This is a genomic window from Parasedimentitalea denitrificans (assembly GCF_011813015.1).
Lineage (GTDB): Bacteria > Pseudomonadota > Alphaproteobacteria > Rhodobacterales > Rhodobacteraceae > Parasedimentitalea > Parasedimentitalea denitrificans.
The window spans coordinates 22,495-44,284 of record NZ_QHLQ01000025.1 but is presented as its reverse complement, the minus strand read 5'-3'; the positions used below and the strand labels follow the sequence as shown (position 1 = coordinate 44,284).

The 21,790-nt window shown below is 53.0% G+C and carries 15 protein-coding genes; 12 read left to right on the top strand and 3 right to left on the bottom strand.

The window, feature by feature from the left end; translation table 11 throughout:
• From DL239_RS18710 to DL239_RS18690, 5 genes are all read left to right on the top strand, one after another.
• A complete protein-coding gene (locus tag DL239_RS18710) occupies nt 1-954 on the top strand; it encodes a site-specific tyrosine recombinase XerD (protein ID WP_167685624.1) in 954 nt (317 codons plus the stop codon).
• A gap of 63 nt (nt 955-1,017) precedes the next feature.
• Entirely contained in the window at nt 1,018-2,328 is a 1,311-nt protein-coding gene (locus DL239_RS18705; protein ID WP_167685623.1) for an HlyC/CorC family transporter, read from the top strand.
• Entirely contained in the window at nt 2,325-3,947 is a 1,623-nt protein-coding gene (locus DL239_RS18700; protein WP_167685622.1) for an MFS transporter, read from the top strand. Before DL239_RS18705 ends, DL239_RS18700 begins: the two co-directional genes overlap by 4 nt.
• Nucleotides 3,948-4,054: 107 nt before the next feature.
• Nucleotides 4,055-6,472, top strand: a complete 2,418-nt coding sequence (locus DL239_RS18695) for a GcvT family protein (protein WP_167685621.1) — start codon at nt 4,055-4,057, stop codon at nt 6,470-6,472.
• Between the two features lie 150 nt (nt 6,473-6,622).
• Nucleotides 6,623-7,207 (top strand): nucleotidyltransferase family protein, encoded by a 585-nt coding sequence (locus DL239_RS18690; RefSeq protein WP_167685620.1) that lies wholly within the window; start codon nt 6,623-6,625, stop codon nt 7,205-7,207.
• Nucleotides 7,208-7,279: 72 nt separating this feature from the next.
• On the opposite strand, the gene DL239_RS18685 is transcribed toward DL239_RS18690, so the two are convergent.
• Nucleotides 7,280-10,894, bottom strand: coding sequence for a Hint domain-containing protein (locus DL239_RS18685; protein WP_240932001.1), 3,615 nt, complete (start codon nt 10,892-10,894; stop codon nt 7,280-7,282).
• Between the two features lie 86 nt (nt 10,895-10,980).
• On the opposite strand from DL239_RS18685, the gene DL239_RS18680 reads away from it, so the two are divergent.
• The 6 genes from DL239_RS18680 (at nt 10,981) to DL239_RS18655 (ending at nt 19,567) form a co-directional block, all read left to right on the top strand.
• Nucleotides 10,981-11,358 carry a hypothetical protein gene (locus DL239_RS18680; RefSeq protein WP_167685618.1) on the top strand — a complete coding sequence of 126 codons (378 nt, stop codon included), beginning with the start codon at nt 10,981-10,983 and terminating at the stop codon, nt 11,356-11,358.
• A 1,035-nt stretch (nt 11,359-12,393) separates the two neighbouring features.
• Nucleotides 12,394-15,129, top strand: coding sequence for a methyl-accepting chemotaxis protein (locus tag DL239_RS18675; protein ID WP_240931999.1), 2,736 nt, complete (start codon nt 12,394-12,396; stop codon nt 15,127-15,129).
• 411 nt (nt 15,130-15,540) lie between these two features.
• Nucleotides 15,541-16,110: a helix-turn-helix domain-containing protein gene (locus DL239_RS18670; RefSeq protein ID WP_167685617.1), complete on the top strand. Its 570-nt coding sequence runs from the start codon at nt 15,541-15,543 to the stop codon at nt 16,108-16,110.
• A gap of 4 nt (nt 16,111-16,114) precedes the next feature.
• Nucleotides 16,115-16,738 (top strand): LysE family translocator, encoded by a 624-nt coding sequence (locus DL239_RS18665; RefSeq protein ID WP_167685616.1) that lies wholly within the window; start codon nt 16,115-16,117, stop codon nt 16,736-16,738.
• Between the two features lie 3 nt (nt 16,739-16,741).
• On the top strand, nt 16,742-17,116 hold the full coding sequence (locus DL239_RS18660; protein ID WP_167685615.1) for a GFA family protein: 375 nt from the start codon (nt 16,742-16,744) through the stop codon (nt 17,114-17,116).
• A 3-nt stretch (nt 17,117-17,119) separates the two neighbouring features.
• The gene (locus tag DL239_RS18655) at nt 17,120-19,567 is read left to right on the top strand and encodes a GcvT family protein (RefSeq protein ID WP_167685614.1); all 2,448 of its coding nucleotides are present in this window, start codon (nt 17,120-17,122) and stop codon (nt 19,565-19,567) included.
• 103 nt (nt 19,568-19,670) lie between these two features.
• Here the strand turns inward: DL239_RS18655 and DL239_RS18650 are convergent, their stop codons facing one another.
• Nucleotides 19,671-20,258, bottom strand: coding sequence for a peptidoglycan-binding domain-containing protein (locus DL239_RS18650; protein ID WP_167685613.1), 588 nt, complete (start codon nt 20,256-20,258; stop codon nt 19,671-19,673).
• Between the two features lie 74 nt (nt 20,259-20,332).
• Here DL239_RS18650 and DL239_RS18645 point away from each other — a divergent pair, with 74 nt between their 5' ends.
• Nucleotides 20,333-20,596 carry a hypothetical protein gene (locus DL239_RS18645; protein ID WP_167685612.1) on the top strand — a complete coding sequence of 88 codons (264 nt, stop codon included), beginning with the start codon at nt 20,333-20,335 and terminating at the stop codon, nt 20,594-20,596.
• A gap of 354 nt (nt 20,597-20,950) precedes the next feature.
• Here DL239_RS18645 and DL239_RS18640 read toward each other — a convergent pair whose 3' ends face one another.
• Nucleotides 20,951-21,646: a DUF2092 domain-containing protein gene (locus tag DL239_RS18640; RefSeq protein WP_206188527.1), complete on the bottom strand. Its 696-nt coding sequence runs from the start codon at nt 21,644-21,646 to the stop codon at nt 20,951-20,953.
• Nucleotides 21,647-21,790 lie beyond the last annotated feature (144 nt).

The following is a 21,790-nucleotide window of genomic DNA, read 5'->3' as shown; positions in this document are numbered from 1 at the left end:
ATGGCTCCTCGGGACGCCCTACAGTGGGTTTCTACATTCCTTGACGCGCAAGCGGCTGAATTGGGGGCATCTCGCAATACGCTGTTGGCATACGGCCGTGACCTCAAGGACTTTGTTAGTTGGATGGAACGCGAAGAGGTCAACATTGCATCGGCCACGCGCGAAGACATTGAAGACTACCTGATCTACTGTGACGCACAGGGATTAGCCAAGTCTACCCGAGCGCGCCGTCTGTCTGCGGTAAAGCAGATTTACCGGTTTGCATTCGAAGAGAACTGGCGAACAGATAATCCGGCCATCCAGATCCGCGGCCCAGGAAGAACCAAGGCGCTACCCAAAACGTTGGAGGTGATCGAGGTCGATCGCCTGCTAGACGCGGCGCGTCAAACTGGACGCAACCCATCCGAAAAACTTCGCAATACCTGCTTGATGGAGCTGCTATATGCCACCGGCATGCGTGTGACTGAGCTGGTCTCTCTTCCAGCCTCGGCAGCGCGAGGGGATCCTCGTATGTTGCTGATCCGTGGTAAGGGCAACAAAGAGCGAATGGTTCCACTGTCACCTCCGGCTAGGCAGGCATTGGCGGCCTGGTTAGAAGAGCGTGATAGGCTAGAAGAAGAGCGGACCCCAGCAGGGCAAACCGCGTCATCATTTCTGTTCCCATCCCGTGGGAAAACCGGCCACCTTACGCGTCACTGGTTCTACCAGTTGATAAAGGATCTAGCTGTCACTGGCGGCCTTAACCCTGCGAAAGTTACTCCCCACACTCTGCGGCATGCGTTTGCAACACACTTGCTAGCCAACGGTGCAGACTTGCGTGCAATTCAGACTTTGTTGGGCCATTCGGATATCTCTACCACTGAAATCTATACTCATGTTCTAGATGCTCGGCTCAGTGAGTTGGTTCTTCAGCATCACCCCTTAGCCCAGGATGAAAGCGAACCCGAACCGTAGGGCTTGTACAGGGCCCTAACGCACCCCATAAACTTACCTTGTATCGTAATTCTTGGACTATTCATGGAAACCACTTCAACCATTCTTGACAGCGCCTTTTGGATCTCTGCCAGCACCATTCTTCTGTTATTGGTTCTTTCCGCCTTTTTCTCGGGGTCTGAAACGGCCCTGACAGCTGCGTCTCGCGGTAAGTTGCGCACACAGGCGGACAAGGGCTCGCGCGGGGCAAAGCGCGCGCTATCCGTCACCGAGGACAGTGAGCGGCTGATTGGTTCAGTTCTGCTGGGCAACAATCTGGTCAATATCTTGGCTGCATCACTGGCAACAGCTATGTTCACCCGTATGTTTGGTGAAAGCGGCGTTGCCTTGTCAACGTTGGTTATGACCCTGTTGGTCTTGGTCTTTGCTGAAGTCCTGCCCAAAACATATGCGATCTCAAACGCAGAAAAAGCAGCGGCCACAGTCGCCCCTATCATTGGTCTGTTGGTCACCTTACTTGCCCCGTTTGTTAGCGCAGTCAGCTTTCTGGTGCGTGGCGTCCTAGGTGTTTTCGGTGTTAGGATCGATCCCAACAGCAACATTCTTGCCTTTCGTGAAGAAATCGCTGGTGCCCTACAACTAGGCCATTCCGAGGGAATGGTGGAGAAGGAAGACCGCGACCGAATTCTGGGCGCGCTGGATCTCTCAGAACGGACTGTGGAAGAAATCATGCTCCACCGATCGAACATCGAAATGATAGACCTTGCCGACGACCCACAGGTGATCTTGGAGCAATGTCTAAACTCACCCTATACCCGCCTGCCCCTATATCGGGATGAGCCCGAGAACATCATTGGCGTAATTCATGCCAAGGATTTGCTGCGCGAGATGTATGCGCAGATTGGTGGCTCTGAAGGCAACGCAACGCCGCTACGGGATTTCCAGATCTCGGAGGTGGCCAAGCCCCCATACTTCATTCCCGAAACTACGCCTTTAGACGATCAGATGCGGCAGTTTTTGCGGCAACGCGCTCACTTTGCCCTAGTCGTTGATGAATATGGTTCATTGCAAGGCTTGATCACACTAGAAGACATTCTGGAGGAAATTGTCGGCGAGATCACCGATGAGTTTGATCCGGATGACGAAACCCCGGTCAAAAAGGCGCCGGACGGAAATTACCTTATCGACGGCGCCATGACTATCCGAGATTTGAACCGCGCGACGGAATGGAACCTACCAGACGACGAAGCAAACACAGTGGCGGGACTAGTGATACACGAGGCCCAGATCATCCCAACCAAAGGCCAAGTATTCTCGTTCCATGGCTTTCGTTTTGAAGTGACCGAGAAGTCTGGGAATCGCCTCACCGGTTTGAAAATTCGCCCACTGAAATGACCGCACTGGCCGCATGGATCGATCGCGTAATTGTAGATCTGATGCGGCAAATGCGATGGTCATTTTTACCACCGTTGATGATTTACTTTGCAGCCGGCGCACAGGGGCTCACGTCGGTTGCCGCGTCGTTTTTTGTCAAAGAATACCTAGATCTGTCTGCCGCATTTCTTGCCGGTTTGGGGTTCTGGGCAGGTCTCCCTTGGGCGCTTAAAATGCCTCTGGGCCATCTGGTAGATTTGATCTGGCGGTGGAAGGCTTGGCTCATTCTGCTGGGTGCTTGCTTGATGGCATTCAGTTACGCAATCATGATTGGCCTTGTTACCAGACCCGACGAGATGAATAGCGTGTTGTCGACCAATATCTGGTACGTCATTGCCGTTTTACTGGCCCCGACTGGCTTTGTTTTGCAAGATGTGGTCGCCGATGCCATGTCCGTCGAGGCAGTCCCGCACACCGACGGCGACGGACATACTTTGCCTGCACCCATCGCACGCAGCGTGCACACCACGATGCAGACCCTTGGCCGTATTGCATTGATAGCAGGGTCAAGCGCCGCTGCGGCGCTTAATGTTGCGTTATTCGAGGGCGTCGAATTTCTATCCCAAGTCGACAAGGCGGCCATATACGGTGACATATTTACGCTAGCGCTTATCCTTCCTTGTCTATCACTAGGCGGGATATTCATTGCATTTTTGCAAGGCCATCACGGGAAAGCGCAGCTTCACCGTGCAGGATTAGGCATTTCCGAAATTCGCAAACGCATGGAAATGCCCCGAGAACCGGTAAGCGTCAATCATTGGTACTTTATCGGCGGCGCAATGTTCGTGACATTGTCCCTAGGTGTGGGTCTTAGCGGTTTGCCGTTCTCGCAAGAGATCGTTTTTGCGGGCTCAATGGCAATCGTTCTGGCGCTGATGCGTCAACTTCTGAATGTCCTGCCTGCCGAGAAAGCACGCGCACTGATTGGCACAGCAATCATTATCTTTGTGTACCGGGCAACTCCGCTGCAAGGTGCTGCAGCCACATGGTTCGAAATTGACGTTCTGGGATTTGACCAGCAGTTTCTGTCTGTATTGTCGCTGATCGCCTCGGTTCTAACATTGGCGGGTATGATCGTCCTTCGTCCTATGATGGCCAGTCGCTCCATTGCATGGATTGTCACCTTTCTGGCCCTCGCCGAGGCCATTTTGAGCCTACCCAATATCGCATTGTATTACGGCCTGCATGAGTGGACGGCCGCCGCCACCAACGGCATCGTTGACGCTCGCTTTATCGCGCTTGTGGATACCGCGGCGGAATCGCCGCTGGGACAGGTGTCGATGATCCCCCTGCTCGCCTGGATTGCTCGCAATGCACCAAGCAATCTAAAGGCCACCTTCTTTGCCGTGATGGCATCGTTTGTGAATTTGGCCCTTTCCGCCTCAAATCTAGGGACGCGGTATCTGAATGAAATATTTGTAGTTACCCGCGAAGTCACCTCGGCAGACGGCACACAACTGACCGCCGCCGACTATTCCCAACTCGGCAATCTGCTAATTAGCGTTGCAGTCGTTTTACTGGTCGCGCCGTTGGCAACAATAGTATTGGTTCAAAACAGCAGGTTCCGCACCAGCGACTAAGATGTAGCCCTCTTCTTTTTCAAACACGACACCTCTGGTCGCTTTTTGACTGGACTACTGTTCACATATGTACAGACTGTCTAGCAATAACTTTGGGGAGAGATGAAATGAAAACCACTACGCGTGTGGCCGTCATTGGTGGCGGGGTTGTCGGTTGCTCAGTTCTGTACCACCTGACCAAACTTGGGTGGTCGGATGTCATGCTTCTAGAGCGGTCAGAGCTGACTTCGGGGTCGACTTGGCACGCAGCTGGCGGTTTTCACACCCTGAACGGCGATACAAACATGGCTGCTCTACAGGGGTACACCATCAAACTGTACCGAGAGCTTGAAGAGATAACAGGCATGTCCTGCGGCCTGCATCATGTTGGTGGCATCACCCTTGCAGATGACAAGGATCGCTTTGACATGCTCAAAGCTGAGCGCGCCAAGCATCGGTTCATGGGGCTGGAAACCGAAATCATTTCACCCGAAGAAATCAAAAAAATTGCCCCCGCCACCAACATCGACGGTATCCTTGGTGGGCTTTATGATCCACTTGATGGTCATTTGGATCCGTCGGGCACTACCCATGCCTATGCCAAAGCTGCACGCATTGGCGGTGCCACAATTGAAACCCACTGCAAAGTTCTGGAAACCAATCAGCGCACCGACGGTACCTGGGACGTGGTCACCAACAAGGGCACTATCCACGCAGAGCATGTGGTCAATGCGGGTGGGCTATGGGCACGTGAAGTGGGAGCAATGGCAGGCGTTTACTTCCCTCTCCACCCAATGGAACATCAGTACATTGTCACCGATGAAATTCCCCTGATTGCCGACATCATTGAAGGTGGCGGTGAACATCCGCATGTCATGGACCCAGCAGGTGAAAGCTATCTGCGCCAAGAAGGTCGCGGCCTTTGTATCGGATTCTACGAACAACCTTGCAAACCTTGGGCAGTGGACGGCACGCCATGGGAGTTCGGACATGAGCTTTTGCAAGATGACTTCGACAAGATCGAAGATTCGATTGCCTTTGCCTACAAACGGTTCCCTGTCTTAGAAACCGCTGGGGTAAAATCAGTCATCCACGGTCCCTTTACTTTCGCACCTGACGGAAACCCGCTGGTTGGACCTGTTCCAGGAATGCGTAACTATTGGTCGGCTTGTGCGGTTATGGCCGGTTTCAGTCAGGGCGGCGGCGTTGGCCTGATGTTGGCACAATGGATGATCAATGGAGAAACCGAACGTAATACCTTCGCAATGGACTGCGGCCGCTTTGGGGACTGGATCACTCCAGGCTATACCCGCCCCAAGGTTATTGAAAACTATCAGAAGAGGTTTTCGATCTCCTACCCGAATGAGGAACTACCAGCAGGCAGACCTCTCCGGACCACCCCGATGTATGACATCTTTGACAGCATGGGTGCCGTTTGGGGCGCGCAATATGGCCTAGAAGTCGTCAACTACTTTGCCACCAAAGATGAACCTCGCTATGAGACTCCCAGCTTCCGGAGGTCAAACGCATTTGAGGCCACGGCACGGGAAGTCGCCGCAGTGCGCAATGCCGTCGGTATCAACGAGTTGCACAATTTTGGAAAATACCGGGTAACTGGCGCAGGCGCTCGTGACTGGCTGGATCGCATTATGGCAGGCCGGGTTCCAAAAACTGGCCGCCTGTCACTCACCCCGATGCTCTCGCCCGAAGGGCGCTTGATTGGTGACTTTACCATTTCCTGCCTTGGCCAGGAAGAATATCAACTTACTGCCTCTTATGGATCACAGGCCTACCATTGGCGCTGGTTCCTGCAAAACCTGGATGACGGTGTGGACATTGAAAACATCTCGGACACGCGCAGTGGTTTTCAAATAGCAGGCCCAATGGCCCGCACTGTCCTGCAAGCCTGCACCCGTAGCGATATCTCAGAGATGAAGTTCATGGACGTGCGCCATACGTGCGTGGGCATGACCGACTGTATCGTGCAGCGGGTCAGCTATACTGGGGATTTAGGGTATGAGATTTACTGTGATTTACCTAGCCTTCGCGCCCTGTGGACCACCCTGTGGCAGGCAGGCAAACCGCACGGCATGAAGCCCTTTGGGATGCGAGCAATGATGAGCCTACGCCTGGACAAGTTCTTTGGTTCCTGGTTGAGAGAGTTCTCACCGGATTACACGGCTGCAGAAACGGGTCTCGATCGTTTCATCTCCTTCAAAAAGGACGTTCAATTCATTGGCCGCGATGCCGCTGAAGCCGAACGTGACACGGGAGCGACCCGTAAACTCTGCGCGTTTATGGTCGATGCCGACGACGCAGACGTAGTCGCAGACGAACCAATATGGCTGGACGAAGAAGTTGTTGGGTTCTGCACGTCAGGTGGCTATTCACACCATGCTGCGAAATCCATTGCTATCGGGTTCGTGCCAGCAGACCGAGCCGTGAATGGTTTGAAGGTGGAAATTGAAATTCTTGGAAAAATGCACCAAGCACAGCTGATCACCACGCCACTGTTTGATGCCGACGGAGCCCGCATGCGCGGCTGAAGTCATCCCGAGACAAGTTCAACAATCTGGTTGGGGGCGAGCCTATTGGGCCGCCTCCAAAAAGCGCTGGCCTTTCCTCCTCATCTTTTCAAAGATACCCCCGCCGGAGGCTCCTAGTCTCTGCGGCCGCCCCATGTCCGGAGACACATTATGCCCCCTCTCGCCATTTTGTTGCTGGCTGCCGGATCTTCCAGCCGAATGGCTCCGCGCGACAAGTTGCTAGAACACGTGAATGGCGAACCCCTGATTGCGCTACTCACAAGACGGGCGAACTTAACTGGATTACCATGCTATGTTACGCTCCCCCATCAATCACATCCACGTGCCAAATGGATTGGAGAGGCAATCCCAATTCAGGTTCCCGATGCCTCCGAAGGCATGGCTGCATCCATCCGTGCCGGAGTTTCAGCCCTTCCAGACCATATTGAGGCAGTGATGATACTGCCGACTGATATGCCCGAGATCGACTGCCAGGATCTGATGCATATGGCGGCTCAATACCAAAACAGCGACGGACCAATCCTACGGGCTAGCACTGCAGATGGTATGCCCGGTCATCCAGTTTTGTTCCCAAGGCGCTACTTCGAAGCGTTACTTGCCCTGAAGGGTGATAGTGGCGCCCGTTCCATATTGGTCAACGAACCGGTTCAATTGATAGCCCTGCCTGGTCTTCACGCCACAACGGATCTAGACACCCTTGAGGCCTGGGTGAAATGGCGCGCTGATCACAATTGAGTTTCGTACCTGCATTATGAAAAAAGGCAGAGCCATACAGCCCTGCCTTTCTATTTTCAAAACCACTTTGGATCAGTGAATCAGCAAACGCGCCTCATGCTTTTTCAGCGAGCGGCGTGCGGATGGATATGCAGCTTGGCCTTTTTCCGTTTTCAACTCGGGGAACAGCTCTAACAGTTCATTGCGTTGCGCACTGTCCAAACCGAGCAGAGTTTGATCACCCGGCTGGAAGCTCTCGGTCCATGCACCATCCGACAGTACAACTTCGTGCTGATCGAACATGAAGTGAATGTAAGTTACCGATGAAATCTCAACGACATCGATGCCTTCGAGACCTGTCAGGTGCTTCGCTGCCACCAGAACTTCGCGGTCTTCAAAGTACAATGCCGTTTTGTCATTGGCGACCAGAACACGGTGGTTGGGGCTAACCATGATATCACGTTCAGGCAAACCATTGCCCAATGCGCCTTGACAGATCAGAACCGGCTGCAGATGCGGTGCATCCGTCAGCTCTTTCGACGTCATGTCACGACTTCCCAACCAACGGATTTCCTGAATACCATTGTCACGAGTGATTACGCGATCACCAGCCTTCAGATCCTCGACCTTGCGCTCGCCTTTTGGGGTCGCAATCAAAGTACCTGGTGTGAAACATGGAATGACGTTCTCAATTTCAGAGAACTCAGTTGTCCCAGTAATTTCACCATTTTCATCATAGAAAGTCACAACACCGGATTCCGACGTTGGATCTCCTCCGGTATAGGCAACAGACAAGGAACCGCCGGGATTTGAAGCCTCAGCGGCTCCCCTTAGATCGAGAACGTCTTCGTCTAGCCCATCGTCGTCTTCACCGCCGACGATAACTTCGCCCTCGCCAATATTGACAAAGGTGTCATCGCCGTCTTGCCCGAACAACAAGTCACCACCATCATCGGGGTTATCATTGCTGCCTGAGATAGTATCATTGCCATCCCCGCCTGCCAGAATGTCCCGACCTTCGCCGCCGTCCAGGTAATCGTCGCCTGTACCGCCGTCGATGGCATCATTTCCGTGGTTTCCGTACAGCTCATCTTCGCCGGCACCACCAAAGATTACATCTGTGCCGTAATGACCTTCGACAGTGTCATCACCAGCACCTGCGACAATAATATCTTGCGAACCGACCAATGGTGGAACGGCATCGTCATAGTCGACCCGGTCACCGTCCGGATCGCCGGTATAATCCAAATCGATCAGATCATCGCCACTTGTTCCTTCAACGATACCATCAACACTTTCCGCGCCAGGAACCGAAGACGGATCTTCCAAGACTGCACTGGTACTCGATGTACCGACAACATACACGTTCTCGATCTCCGAGAACTCTGCAGTGCCGGTCTCATTCAGGTCGTCGTCGTAATAGGTAATGGTCCCAGCTTCTAACGATGGGTCATTTCCATCATAAGTCACGGTTGCCAAGCCAGACACAATGACGGCGTCATCGTCGTCGCCACCTTCGCCGCCGACAATCGTGTCACCGACGCCAGCGCCAATGATGTCCGCATCATCGCCACCCGATACGTAGTCAGCCCCCTGGCCTCCCAACAAGATATCGTCGCCAGTTCCACCTGACAGGCTATCTTCGTCGATGCCGCCAAACAGGGTATCATCACCTGATCCACCGCTCAGAGTGTCATCATCGTCCTGACCGTAGATCAGGTCATTCCCTGCACCGCCATCGATTACATCACGACCGTTGGTTGGGTCAGGATCGACGGGATCACCGCCTGAACCATCGTCGATGATATTCAGAACATCCAAGGATGCATCACCACCAAGGCCGCCGTAAATGGTGTCATTGCCACCATCGCCTTGAATGCTGTCAGAGCCTTCGCCGCCAACGATGTAGTCATTGTCGGCTCCACCGGAAATCGTGTCGTCGTCAATGCCGCCATCTATGCTATCTTCACCAGCACCACCGGTAATGACATCGGCATCATCCCCAGTTGTAATGGTATCATTGCCAGCACCGCCATCGACGACATCCATGTCATCTGTGGTGTCGCTGTCTGCTGGAATCGGCGGGATTGTTACCGAAGAGCTGGAGTACCCAGGGAAACCGCGGTCTGGCAGAGCAATTCCGTCACTGGACGTATCGATAAGGTCATTACCCTCGCCACCTTCTACGGTATCTGCCCCATCTCCACCGGCTACATCATCATCACCACCGCCCGCGAGGATAAGATCATCGCCTTCGCCACCATCAATGGTGTCATTTCCAGGCACGATATCCGCTGCCCCATCTGGAACGTCAAAGTATACGTCAGAGACATAAATACCAGTGTTCCCACTTCCTTCCTGATCATGTTCGATTATCAAACGGGAAATCGGGCCTTCGATATTCAGCAACAGAGAGATATTCGGTTGATCTGCATTTGAGTAGTTGCCATCCGCTGTCGCGGTTTCATCGCCCGCAACCGCATCTTCGTCCGTGAGGGTCAAAGACGAGCCACCATCCAGCTCAACAACAACCGGATCTCCGTTGGCATCAAATGCGGTAACCTTAACAACACCGTCTCCGTCCAGGTCGTTAATCCGGAACGAAACATTCTCAACGGGATCAGAAAACTCTAGCTGATAGGCCGCATCGTTGCCATTCCCATTGGTCAGCGACTTCAAACCGCTGTTGTCTTGGACAGGGTTTCCGTCACCTTCGATGCCACCGACATATTGAGTGGTCTCAGAAAACGTAGTGCTTACACCGGGATCCTCGTGCAGAACCGAGAAGTCGACGGTAACTTCGCCTGTGTCCTGACTAAAGCCGCTGCTTAGGCTGTCACCATTGTCGATCGGATCCCAGCCGTTTGAGTTCGGCGCTTTGTCCCACTCAAACACTTGGCGTTCAGTGGTGCTGCCACCGGGTGCATTAGTATCACCCTCAATAACATCGTTGCCTGCGCCACCACTCAGGGAGTCGTCACCTGAGCCGCCATGAATGGTGTCATCACCCGCTCCGGCCAGGACGGTATCGTTGCCTGCGCCTGCGTGAACCAGATCATCATTAGGGCCATCGGATGGGTTGATCGCATCTACGTTGTCGATCATGTCGCCTTCAGGATCACCTGTGTAGGCGATATCGATCAAGTCGTCACCGCTGCTGCCTTCGACGATGCCATCACCAACATCTGGTGCTACAATTGACGATCCATCCACACTTTGATGAGTTCCCCAGCCCGTCAAGCAGTCTTCAGTAATTTCGACGATCTCGACTGATGAAATCGCAAGGTTGTCAAGGGTGCCATTATTGTAAAGATCAGTAATGAACAGGTCACCATTTGCAGTCTGAATTATCACTGCTTTAACAATAACCTGTGACCCGTCCTGCAAGGTCACAAGAACCTCGCCTTCCAAAGTCGCATCCGTTTCTTGAGTTACTGAACCATTCCCGACGTTGTAGGTGATTGTATCCTCAGTATCGCTAGCATCATCGTCGTCGTCGTCATCAAAATCATCATCGCTAATGAAATAGTCATGCGTGCTTGCCTGAACGATTTGCAGGGTTTCGTGATCAACTGACAGTCCATTTAGGAGAGACGCGTCTTCCGCTTTCCAATTGTTTTCAATTGGGTCAACAATCAAGGGGTTAGAGGCCGACGAGCCGTAGTTTCCAAGATAAATCAAACTCAGCGTATTAACGTTATACGTCATATTATTCTCCATTACGGCACGGGCACGCGCCAAACCGCAAAAACCAGCGGATATTCAATTCTGGATCTTGCAGACCAAACCGTGACATGATCGCCGACGCGCACTTGCTTCAAGGACACCTGAGAGAACACCAAAACAAACGAGAGCCGCTGCACACAAGCAAAAGCCTGTTTGCAGCCGGTTTTGGTTATACGTGCAGCGGCAGCTGCCCTGTAATCATACAGTTCCCCGGCATCGTCCTGATGCAAAAAGTGCAGTCGCCCCCACGACCAGCAGACTTCCCCCAAGATGGGCTAAGTGATCAATACCCTATCCTCCCGACCCAACAATCAAAAAATTTACTGATGTGGCTGCTCGGATCGAGTAAGATTTCAACCATACCCATAGAACGTGAAGAGAAACTTGACAGATTGTTTCCAAACACCGCCACCCCAAAAACTCAACACCCTGTATTAAATTTATAAATATACAACACCAACCTATTGCAGACAGACAGAATCCCAAACTGTTTCTGTTTGAACAACAATAAATCCAGTGTTCGGATTTAGATTAATGAAAATTTACCATGATCCAGAAGAGCGAAGATTGCGCCCTAAAACAGAACCAATCGATGCCATCCTTGTGGATTGTAGCCCCTTAGCACCCTTTAAAGGTCATTTTTTGCTCGAATCAACTAGTCAAGACGACAATGAAACCAATGTAGTGACTGCCCCTCCTTTTACGTTCCGCCCTAGCCCAGAGATGTACATGAATGCCAAGCGCGCACTGTTGAGACAGGCACTAGGGGAAATCTACCGCAAATTTAGCGCTATGCCATCGTTGGGACATTATTAGAAATATGGCTCCCAACGCAGCTTTTTTATAGCTGAATAGGGCGGATTCGTATCATACCAGCATTCTTCGCTATGATTTCCTGCATCATAGAAAAACAATATTGACAATATATCAAATACTTACACCCCCCTTTAACGGAAAAGTTAAAAGTGTCGACAACAACCTTTTGGAGTTCCAAATTTCTTAACTCATCTTGCCCATTCTCGCAAAAACACAGGAAGCTTGGAGGTTTTAATGTGTAGTGGCGAAAATGTACTCACAACGGCCCCACTGGGCTTTCTGCCGCCTCTTGCTAAAGATGGTCATAGCAATGGTACTCGTGGTTCGAGCCAGAATAGGCGTACAGTGCCTATTACCTGCAACCCCAAAGAGCGAACTCAGGGTGAGAGATACACACTCCTTATTTCCTACAGCAACACTGTTCTTGGCGGCGGTCCTAGCACTGGTTACTCGATAGGAGCAGCCCCGGTAGAGAACCAGGCAGAAGTGAACGCTCGATATAGTCCGTACACCCAGACTAGGCTCCTGCCTCTCACTGGATAAGTAGGTGAGCTTCACTTCCAATCGACCTTGGTGACGTTCAGCCAGCCCCATCGGTCTAAAGCATTCAGTCCACTCCTACATAGTGGGCCAACTTTCAAATTAAATAGTACGCAGGTGGCATCATGACAAAACAAGATTTCACGTCAGGGAAACGGGGTTTCAGGCCGTTTTCAAGCATCGGGGCAAAGATCACCCTAATCCTACTCAGTATGGGGGCTGCATCAGCCATCGTTGCAGTCTTAGTCTCAATGGTGTTTTCCCGCATCTCTGCAGATATGTCGACACTAACCCGCGATATGCTACCACAGCTGGAAAACAGTTCCATACTAACCAGTGCCGCTAGCCTGACCCGCGACTCGATGACGGACATTCTTTTGGCGAGCGACACTGCAGGGTTGGAACAGGGACGCCTTGAAACAGCAAAGGCAGCAAACCGCCTGCAAGATGGTATCGCTACACTTCCAGATGCTTTGCAGCCAGAATTCGAAGTGATGGCAAACAACGCATCTGCTTCTCTTGTTGAGTTGCTAGAAACCCGTGAAGATTCCTTTCGAAACGATGCGCAGATCAATGCACAGATCAACGCAATGAAAACCCACAGTCAAAACCTTCAGCTCCAACTATTGCGTGCCGCCGATGAGGCTTACAAAAACTTGACGGTAGGCGGCGAAGACACAATTGCATCAATTGAAAAGACGTTAAGTACCCTCGTTGACGAAGAATTCAGCGTCCTACAAGGCCTGCTAGAAGCACAAGCTGATATCAATCTATTGGCGGGCATGTCATTGGGGCTTGGCCAGGTGCGAGACGTACCTACAAAGAAAATAATGAAAAAGGCAGCGAAAGGTACTATTGAACGGCTCTCGTTATTCCTGGAATACCTCAAAGAGTTAGAAGTCAGTTCCGAGACGAGAAAGACGATCAATGACGCGTTTGCAACCTTCAAAAAAATGTTGGCTGCGCGCCGGTCTGAACAAAAGGAAATGCGCGGCGATGTGTTAACTGCGCGTGAAGCGAGTGCCGAAGCACTAACCCTCGTTATTAATGAGACAGTTCAAAAATTATCCGTAGCAGCTCAGGAAAGCAGCCGTTCCAACCGTGAAACTGTGCAAAGCCTGTTGGACAATGAAGTCGGTCTTCTCAACCAATTGCTGGAGATAAATACACAAATCAACAGCCTGCAAGTTGCGGCACTTCGGGTCGTCTCAGCAGACGAGGTTGTGCAAGTCCAGATCGCTGCTGAACCGCTGACAAAAGCCGCCGCTGCTCTTGAAACATTTATCAACTTTAAGGAAGGCGCCTTAACTGAGGATATCAACGGCATTGTGGCTCAAGCCAACAACGAAACCGGCCTAGCCGCCTCTCGGATTGCGACGATTCAAGCCCAAGCCAAAACAATCGAGGTTTCAAATGCGGCAGCCCTAGCCGTTTCAGAGATCTCTGACCGCTCGGCCAAACTAAGCGGGGAAAGTCAGGCAGCAATTTCTGATATGGCCCAAGCGGTGACAAAGGATGTCAGTGTCGCTGAGCGCCAGATGTATATGCTTCTCGGCGTATCAGGCGCAGTGCTGGTGTTTTCCCTCTTGCTAACAAAGCTTCTGATTACCAGACCCCTAGCCAAGATAAGTGAAACCACCGAGCATTTGGCAGAGGGTGATCTAAGCCCCGTTTCCGGCTTCGATCGAGCCAGCGATGAGATCTATCGGATTGCCCGTGCCCTATCCATTTTTCGGAATGGATTGGTGGAAAAAGAGGAAATGTCCAAATCTGTCGAAGCAGAACGGCAAGCGCGCCAGGACGAACAGACTGCAGCCGTCTCTGCCATCGGCGATGGTTTAGAGCGCCTCTCCAAAGGGGACCTGACAGTACGGATCGACGAGGACATGAGCGAGGGTTATGCCAAACTGCGTGATGACTTCAATCAAACATTGGAAAGCTTGAAAACAACCGTCTTTGAGGTAGTTGGATCTTCTGAGAGCATTCGCAACGGTTCAACAGAAATCAGCCAGGCATCGGATGATTTGTCTCGCCGTACAGAAAGCCAAGCGGCGACCCTAGAACAAACGGCTGCAGCCCTGGAAGAAATGACTGCAAGCGTTACGTCTGCGGCCGAAGGGGCGAGAAGTGTCGAAGAAATTGTCAACGAAGCCAAGCAGCAAGCAGAGGAAAGCGGAGAAGTCGTACAAAGCGCCGTGTCTGCGATGACTGAGATTGAAGGATCTGCGCGACATATTTCGCAGATTATTTCCGTAATTGACGACATCGCCTTCCAGACGAACCTTTTAGCGTTGAATGCTGGTGTCGAGGCTGCGCGTGCAGGTGACGCAGGCCGTGGTTTTGCAGTTGTTGCCTCAGAAGTTCGTATTCTAGCCCAGCGTTCGTCTGACGCTGCTACCGAGATCAAAAATTTGATCGACGACAGTACAAAGCAAGTTGATCGTGGTGTTGTCCTAGTAGGAAAAGCCGGCGAAGCACTTTCCACGATTGTGGAGCGTGTGGGAAATATCTCCCAGCTGGTTTCTGAAATGGCCGTCGGCTCTGCCGATCAGTCCACAGGTTTGGCCGAGATCAACATTGGGATGTCGCAGCTTGATCAAGTGACTCAACAAAACGCTGCAATGGTCGAAGAGGCAACTGCGGCTAGCCACATTCTCCATTCTGACGCTGCCAAACTGTCTACGCTTGTATCACATTTCAGAATTGAAGAGGCCAGTTCCGAAACGAGTTTCAATGCGTTCAATGACTTTTCCAGTTCTTCGCTGCCGACAAGTGACCTTAATAGTGATTGGCCAAATGAGGCCCCCCCTTCTCAACCCGTAAATGTAGCTAACGGTGGGGAGATGTGGGAAGACTTTTAACCCACCTGCCCGCTTGCTACTTACCATGATAGCAGGCGGGCAGTTTACTTTTGGATGTGTCCAATTGCTACCAAACACTCATGGGGTCTGGATGGCCCTCAAGAGTGAAAGTTTCTTCGGACAGACGGTTAGGTAGCCGAGGAGCCGATGCACGACTGTTTCATTTGTGGATCTGTCTATGCAAATGGCTAGTTAATTTCGCCGATAGACTTTCAGGTTGAGCGCAAATTCAATGCTCCTCCTATTCAAATCCCAAATATTCTTTGCGGTTTCACTTCATCGGACCAAAACTGGCAACCCGCTTCTATTCCCTAAATTATTCCGTCCGTGAAATTTTACTTGATAATTTCACGGACCTGAACCATCGTTGAATTTAGGGAGGCACAACTCCCTTTTTTGCGGGCACCTTTCATGAACAACCAAGCTCCTCTCACCGCCTCACTTGGCGCCGACATTAGAGCGTTGCGCAAGGCGCGCAATCTGACCCTAAACAACATGGCTGCTCGTTTGGGCCGATCCGTAGGGTGGCTCAGCCAAGTCGAGCGGGATTTATCCGAACCGTCGATTTCAGATTTGCGGCAGATTGCAGGTTGTCTAGAGGTGCCTATGTCAATGTTGTTCGGGCCTTCGAAGGCGCCTGCTCAGGAACAAGGATATGTGGTGCGTTCAGGGGCACGACGTCCAATGGGCTCGGGCGATGAAGGCCTAGTTGAAGAGCTATTGTCACCAGATCTAACAGATGACTTTGAAATGGTACACTCGACGTTTCAGGCCCACTCAAAGATGCAAACGCCTGCGGACCGACCTACACAGGAGGTCGGGTATATTATTTCCGGAAAACTGGACCTGATGATCGGAAACCGGGAGTTCACAGTGAGTGCGGGCGATAGTTTCCGCATCCGTCATGAACCGTACCGATGGGCCAATCCCTATGATGAACCGGCAGTTGCTATCTGGGCAATCGCCCCGCCGGTGTATTAAGGCCATGAGTTTTGAAAGCTGGACCATTTTTGCACTGTTCTGGGTGGTCTTTGTCACCACGCCCGGCCCGAACGCAGTGAACTGCATCAGTAACGGAATGGCCTTGCCATTTCCGAAGGCGATGATCGGGGTGTTGGCTATCTTGACCCAAGCCAGCCTATTTCTTGTTCTCTCGGCTTTTGGTGTGACTGCGTTGATCGCGGCCTCCCCTACCGGGTTTTTCATCGCCAAACTGATAGGCGCTGCGTTTCTGATTTTTCTGGGGGTTCGGGGTTGGATGAATGCCTCTAACCCAGCCCCCGCTGTGGAACGCCCTGCCCGACATGTTTATCTGCACGCGCTGGCCGTTGCTACGATCAACCCCAAAAGCGTGGCAGGATACTTGGCCGCATTTTCCCAATTTGTGCAGCCGGATGTGCCGGTCTGGCAGCAAATGGGCGTGATCATACCCACGGCGCTGACAATCACAGCCCTAAGCTACACCGGTTTTACAGTCATCGGAGCTGGCTTGGGTCGTGCGGCTATGGCTGCGGTGTTCAACATTTGGGTCCGTCGCACCATGGCGATCTGTTTCATTTTCTACGGTGTTCTGCTGGGCAGCAGCAGCACTCCCACTCTAAAAGGATAAGAAATGCTCAAAGGATCCTGCCTATGTGGCGACATCCAGTTTGAAACCGCGGCTGAACCACAGGGCCCGTCAATGTGCCACTGCAGCCAATGCCGTAAACAAGCAGGCGGCATCTGGGCCTCGGCCCATGTTGACGACAATGATCTGACCATCAGCGGCCCGGTCACTTGGTACGCCGCCAGTCCCCTAGCCAAACGCGGCAGTTGCGCGCGCTGTGGGTCATATCTGTTCTGGAAGGGTAACGACGAGGACACCATCAGTTTTGCCCTGGGCGCTGTTGACGGCGACACCGGCATCAAGGTGGCCAAGCACATCTTCGTTGCCTCCAAGGGTGACTATTACGACATCGCGGATGGAGTGCCGCAAGAAGAGGAATAAGTTATGGTCGATTTCCCAACCAAAGCACGTGTTGTCATTATAGGCGGCGGTGTTGTCGGTGCTTCGTCGCTGTATCATCTGGCCAAGAAAGGTTGGAGCGATTGTGTTCTGTTAGAAAAGAACGAGCTAACGGCCGGCTCCACCTGGCATGCGGCTGGCAACGTGCCAACTTTTTCAACCTCGTGGTCGATCATGAACATGCAGCGTTATTCAACCGAGCTGTACGCGCGACTGGGTGAGGAAGTCGACTATCCGATGAACTATCACGTCACCGGGTCGATCCGTCTGGCACACAGCGCCGAGAGGATGCAGGAGTTTGAACGCGCGGCCTCCATGGGGCGGTATCAGGGAATGGATATCGAAATCCTGTCTCCAGATCAGACCAAAGAACGCTATCCCTTCCTTGAAACCCATGACATGGCGGGTGCACTATATGATCCGCACGATGGGGACATCGACCCTGCTCAGTTGACACAAGCGTTGGCGAAGGGCGCCCGCGACATGGGCGCCAAAATCATTCGGTTCTGCCCCGCCACGGGTGTAACTCAGCATGACGATGGCACCTGGACCGTACACACCGACAAGGGCGACATAGATTGCGACTATGTGGTCAACGCTGCTGGTTATTACGCGCAGCGTGTTGGCGAATGGTTCAAACCTTATGGCGGGCGCACCGTGCCGATGATGGTGATGAGCCATCAGTACCTCCTGTCCGAAGAGATCCCCGAGATCGAGGCCTACACCAAGGAAACTGGGAAAAAGCTACCGCTGCTGCGCGATGTGGATGTGTCCTACTACCTGAGACAAGAGAAACACGGATTCAACCTCGGCCCTTATGAGCCCAACTGCCGCGCGCATTGGGAAACCGAGGACGACCCGATGCCCGAGGATTTCAGTTTCCAGCTGTGGCAAAACGATCTGGACCGGATCGAAGACATCATGATGGATGCGATGGAGCGCGTGCCTTCTTTGGCCACATCCGGTATCAGCCGCGTCATCAACGGCCCCATTCCCTATGCACCAGACGGGTTACCGCTGCTTGGCCCGATGCCCGGCGTCAAGAATGCGTTTGAGGCCTGCGTGTTCACCTTTGGCATCGCCCAAGGCGGTGGTGCTGGAAAGTGTCTGGCTGAGTGGATAGTCGATGGACAGACCGAGTGGGACATGTGGGCCTGTGATCCGCGCCGCTATACCGACTACACCGATCACGATTATTGCGTAAAAAAAGGCATGGAAGTTTATGGCAACGAATACGCCATGCACTTCCCCCACCACGAGTGGCCCGCTGCACGTGATAAGAAGCTGAGCCCGGTGCATGACAAGGTCAAAGAACTGGGCGGTGTTATGGGCGCCTATAACGGATGGGAACGGGCCAATTGGTTTGCACAGCCCGGTGATGACATCTCCGAAGAAGCGACGCACACTTGGGGACGTTCTGGTCTCTGGCAGCAGCGGATCAAAGAGGAATGTGAAGCCGTACGCGACGGTGTTGGAGTGCTGGACCTGCCCGGGTTCTCGCGCTTTAATCTAACAGGCGACGGCGCTGCCGAGTTTCTACGCGGACTGGTAACCGGCGGGTTACCCAAGGTGGGCCGAATGAACTTGGTCTATCTCTCAGACACACGTGGGCGCATCCTGACCGAGATGTCCTGTATCCGCCACACCGAAGATCATTTCACCATGATCACCGCAGGTGCCGCGCAGTGGCATGATTTTGAGATCCTGAAGAACGCCCTGCCCGACGGAATCAGCCTGACGGATCATACAGCAGAGTTCGGCACCATGATCGTCACAGGCCCCAAAGCCCGTGAGCTGTTTGCCTCGCTATCTGATGCGGATCTGACTCTGGGCTGGCTGACGCATCAGAAGGCCACTATTGCGGGCAAACCTGCGTTCATGGCGCGCGTGTCTTTTGCGGGTGAACTGGGTTGGGAGGTGCATTGCGCAAACCAGCATCAACCCGCCATCTATGAGGCGGTTCTAGCCGCCGGAGCCAAGCCCTTTGGCATGTATGCGCTAAACTCGCTTCGCATCGAAAAAGGGTACCGGGCTTGGAAGGGCGATCTCAGCACCGATTATTCCCTGCTCGAAGGAGGGCTGGACCGGTTTGTCAAACTGGACAAGCCGCAGGATTTCCCCGGCAAGGCAGCAATACTGGCCGAAAAACAGCAAGGCGTTCAGAAGCGGTTTGTGACCCTGATCGTGGACGCTGGTGATGCGGATGCACCCTATATGTCTTGCATCTGGAAAGACGGCGAGATTGTAGGCGAAACCACCAGCGGCGACTGGGGTTACCGCGTCAATGCATCAATTGCGCTGGGCATGGTTCGGGTGGATCTTGCAGTACCGGGGACTGAAGTGGAGGTCGAAATATACGGGGTAAAGCACCGTGCCGTGGTGCAAGTAGACCAACCCATTTGGGACCCAAAGAATGAACGTCTTCGGGCCTGAAACCCAGCAGTGATATTGCTATATCGCCGTGGCTGTATCGAATAGCGGTGCCTGCTCAAATAAGTATCAGATGCCGATCTCAAAGATCGGCATCTGAAGTCGTTTAGTTATCCGGCGCAGCCGTTACGTCAGCAGCCCCGGCTTCATTTGTAGCCTCCGCATCAGCGGGTGCAGTGGCCTCGGGTTGCTCGGGCGCTGATCCATCTACCTCAACATCTGAAGGTGATGCTGGATCTGTAGATTCAGCGGCTTCCGAATTGGCAGCCGGGTCAGTTGGTGGCGCTTCCTGAGCAGGCGGCGTCGTCGGCTCTGCGGCACCTGGCACGTCATAACCCAACAGATTGGCGGTCGCAGGGTCAACTAACCCTGTGGACTCCAGCCCATTGTCATACTGCAACCACATCACAGCAGATTCCGTGCCGCTGCCAAACACACCATCCACGCTGCCGACATCATAGCCAGCACCGACAAGACGGTTTTGCAACTCTCTCACTGTTTCCCCACGGGTAAAGGGATCTGTCAGCCCCATGCCCACTACGGATTGCGGCTGACCTTCTTCAGCCGGAGGGTCCGAGACAATCTCGTAGACTTTTTCATCTTCATAAAAAGTCGAGCGGTACAAAACTCCGTCGCACAGATACAAAGTCTCGCCGTTGTCAGTTATCTTCTGGCACTCTTTATCCGATGGCAATGAGGTCGTGTAGACCAATGTCGAGCCAATAATTGCCGCCGTAAAGAACCAGCCCCAACCCGAATTATAATAATATGGGCCATAATGGTAATGTGGCGGCCGGTAGTAAGGCGGCCGGTGGTATGGTGGGCGATAAGCAGGCGGACGATAACCCGGAGGGCGATATCCTGGTGGCCGACCACCAATTGGCGGGCGCGTTCCAGGTGGACGCGTTCCGGGTGGTCGATGCCCAGGAGGCCGAGTACCGGGCGGGCGTGATCCCACTGGGCGGGAACCCGGCGGACGAACACCTGTTGAAGGGCGTGTCGCGGGGCGCTGGCCAGCTGCAGGCCGGCTAGGGTTCGTCGCGGGTGGCCTAGCAGGTCGTGTTACAGGTTTCGCTGCGGGCCTAGTCGCGGGACGGGTTGCAGGTTTCGTCGCCGGCCGAGTTGCAGGCTTAGTCGCCGGGCGCGTGGACGGTCTAGTTGAGGGGCGTGTCCCTGCGGATGGTCGAGTTCTGGCGCCAGAAGGCCGCGATCTTGGCGCACTGGAAAATCCACCTCGATTGCCACCACCGCCTCGGGCCCGGCCACCACCACCTCCGTGGCCTCTAGCATCTGCTGAATCTGCGCGCGGTGACAATCGCATAACGCTCTCTGGTGAGGTGCCAACCGACAAAGCGAAGATGAGTACACCAATAAAAAACTGTCGCATCAGTTCCGCTCCCCCAGAATTGTAACGTCTTCAGGCACTGGCCAGGCCATCAAGTCGGCGTGCTCATCTGGAACATAGGTGAAAACGCCCTCAGGGATTTCTGGATCGAAATCCCAATTGGTGAAATAGGCACGATACTGTGGCCACCCTTGGGTATAGGGATCAGTCCCGACGATCATCATCAACTCGGGTCTATCAACGTCAGTCGAGATCCAGATTTGCCAATCTGAGTCATAGTTGGAAAACGCCAGATGATGTGCTTCGCGCCCGGCAAGTCTGGTTGTTCCGACGTAAGCCGCTGAGGTTGCTCGATCAAGCAGCTCTCCACGAGGCTCAGAGCTCATCACTTGCCAGATAGGCAAGCGAATATCGTAAGTCTCGCTTAACCGGTCAGCCAAATTATCAAAGTCACCGTTGATTTCTGCAGACACATAAGCATTTTCTTCGACGTCAAATATCTGAAACTGAGAACCATCAAAGAAATACTCGCGCGTTTCATCTCCAAACTCTGAGTAACCGTAGAACCCTACCTCACGTTGCAATAGATTGGCTCCACTGCGCATGTAGGTGATCTTCTCGCGACCATCTACAACCACGTCAAATGACACAAACCAATCCATAGAAAGGGTATCCTGCCCCGACAGGTATTCAGAAGCCGACGCCAGGATCTCCATAGCTTGTGGATCCCGGGCCATTTCCGATGGTTGCATGTTGTCAGTTTGGGCGCTCCCTATAGAAGCCGTTCCAAATCCGGAAAATGCCGCCACGCAAAACAACACTAAATCTCGCCTACAGAAATCAACCATGGAAAATCCTCTTTCCCAGAATTCGTTAAAGTA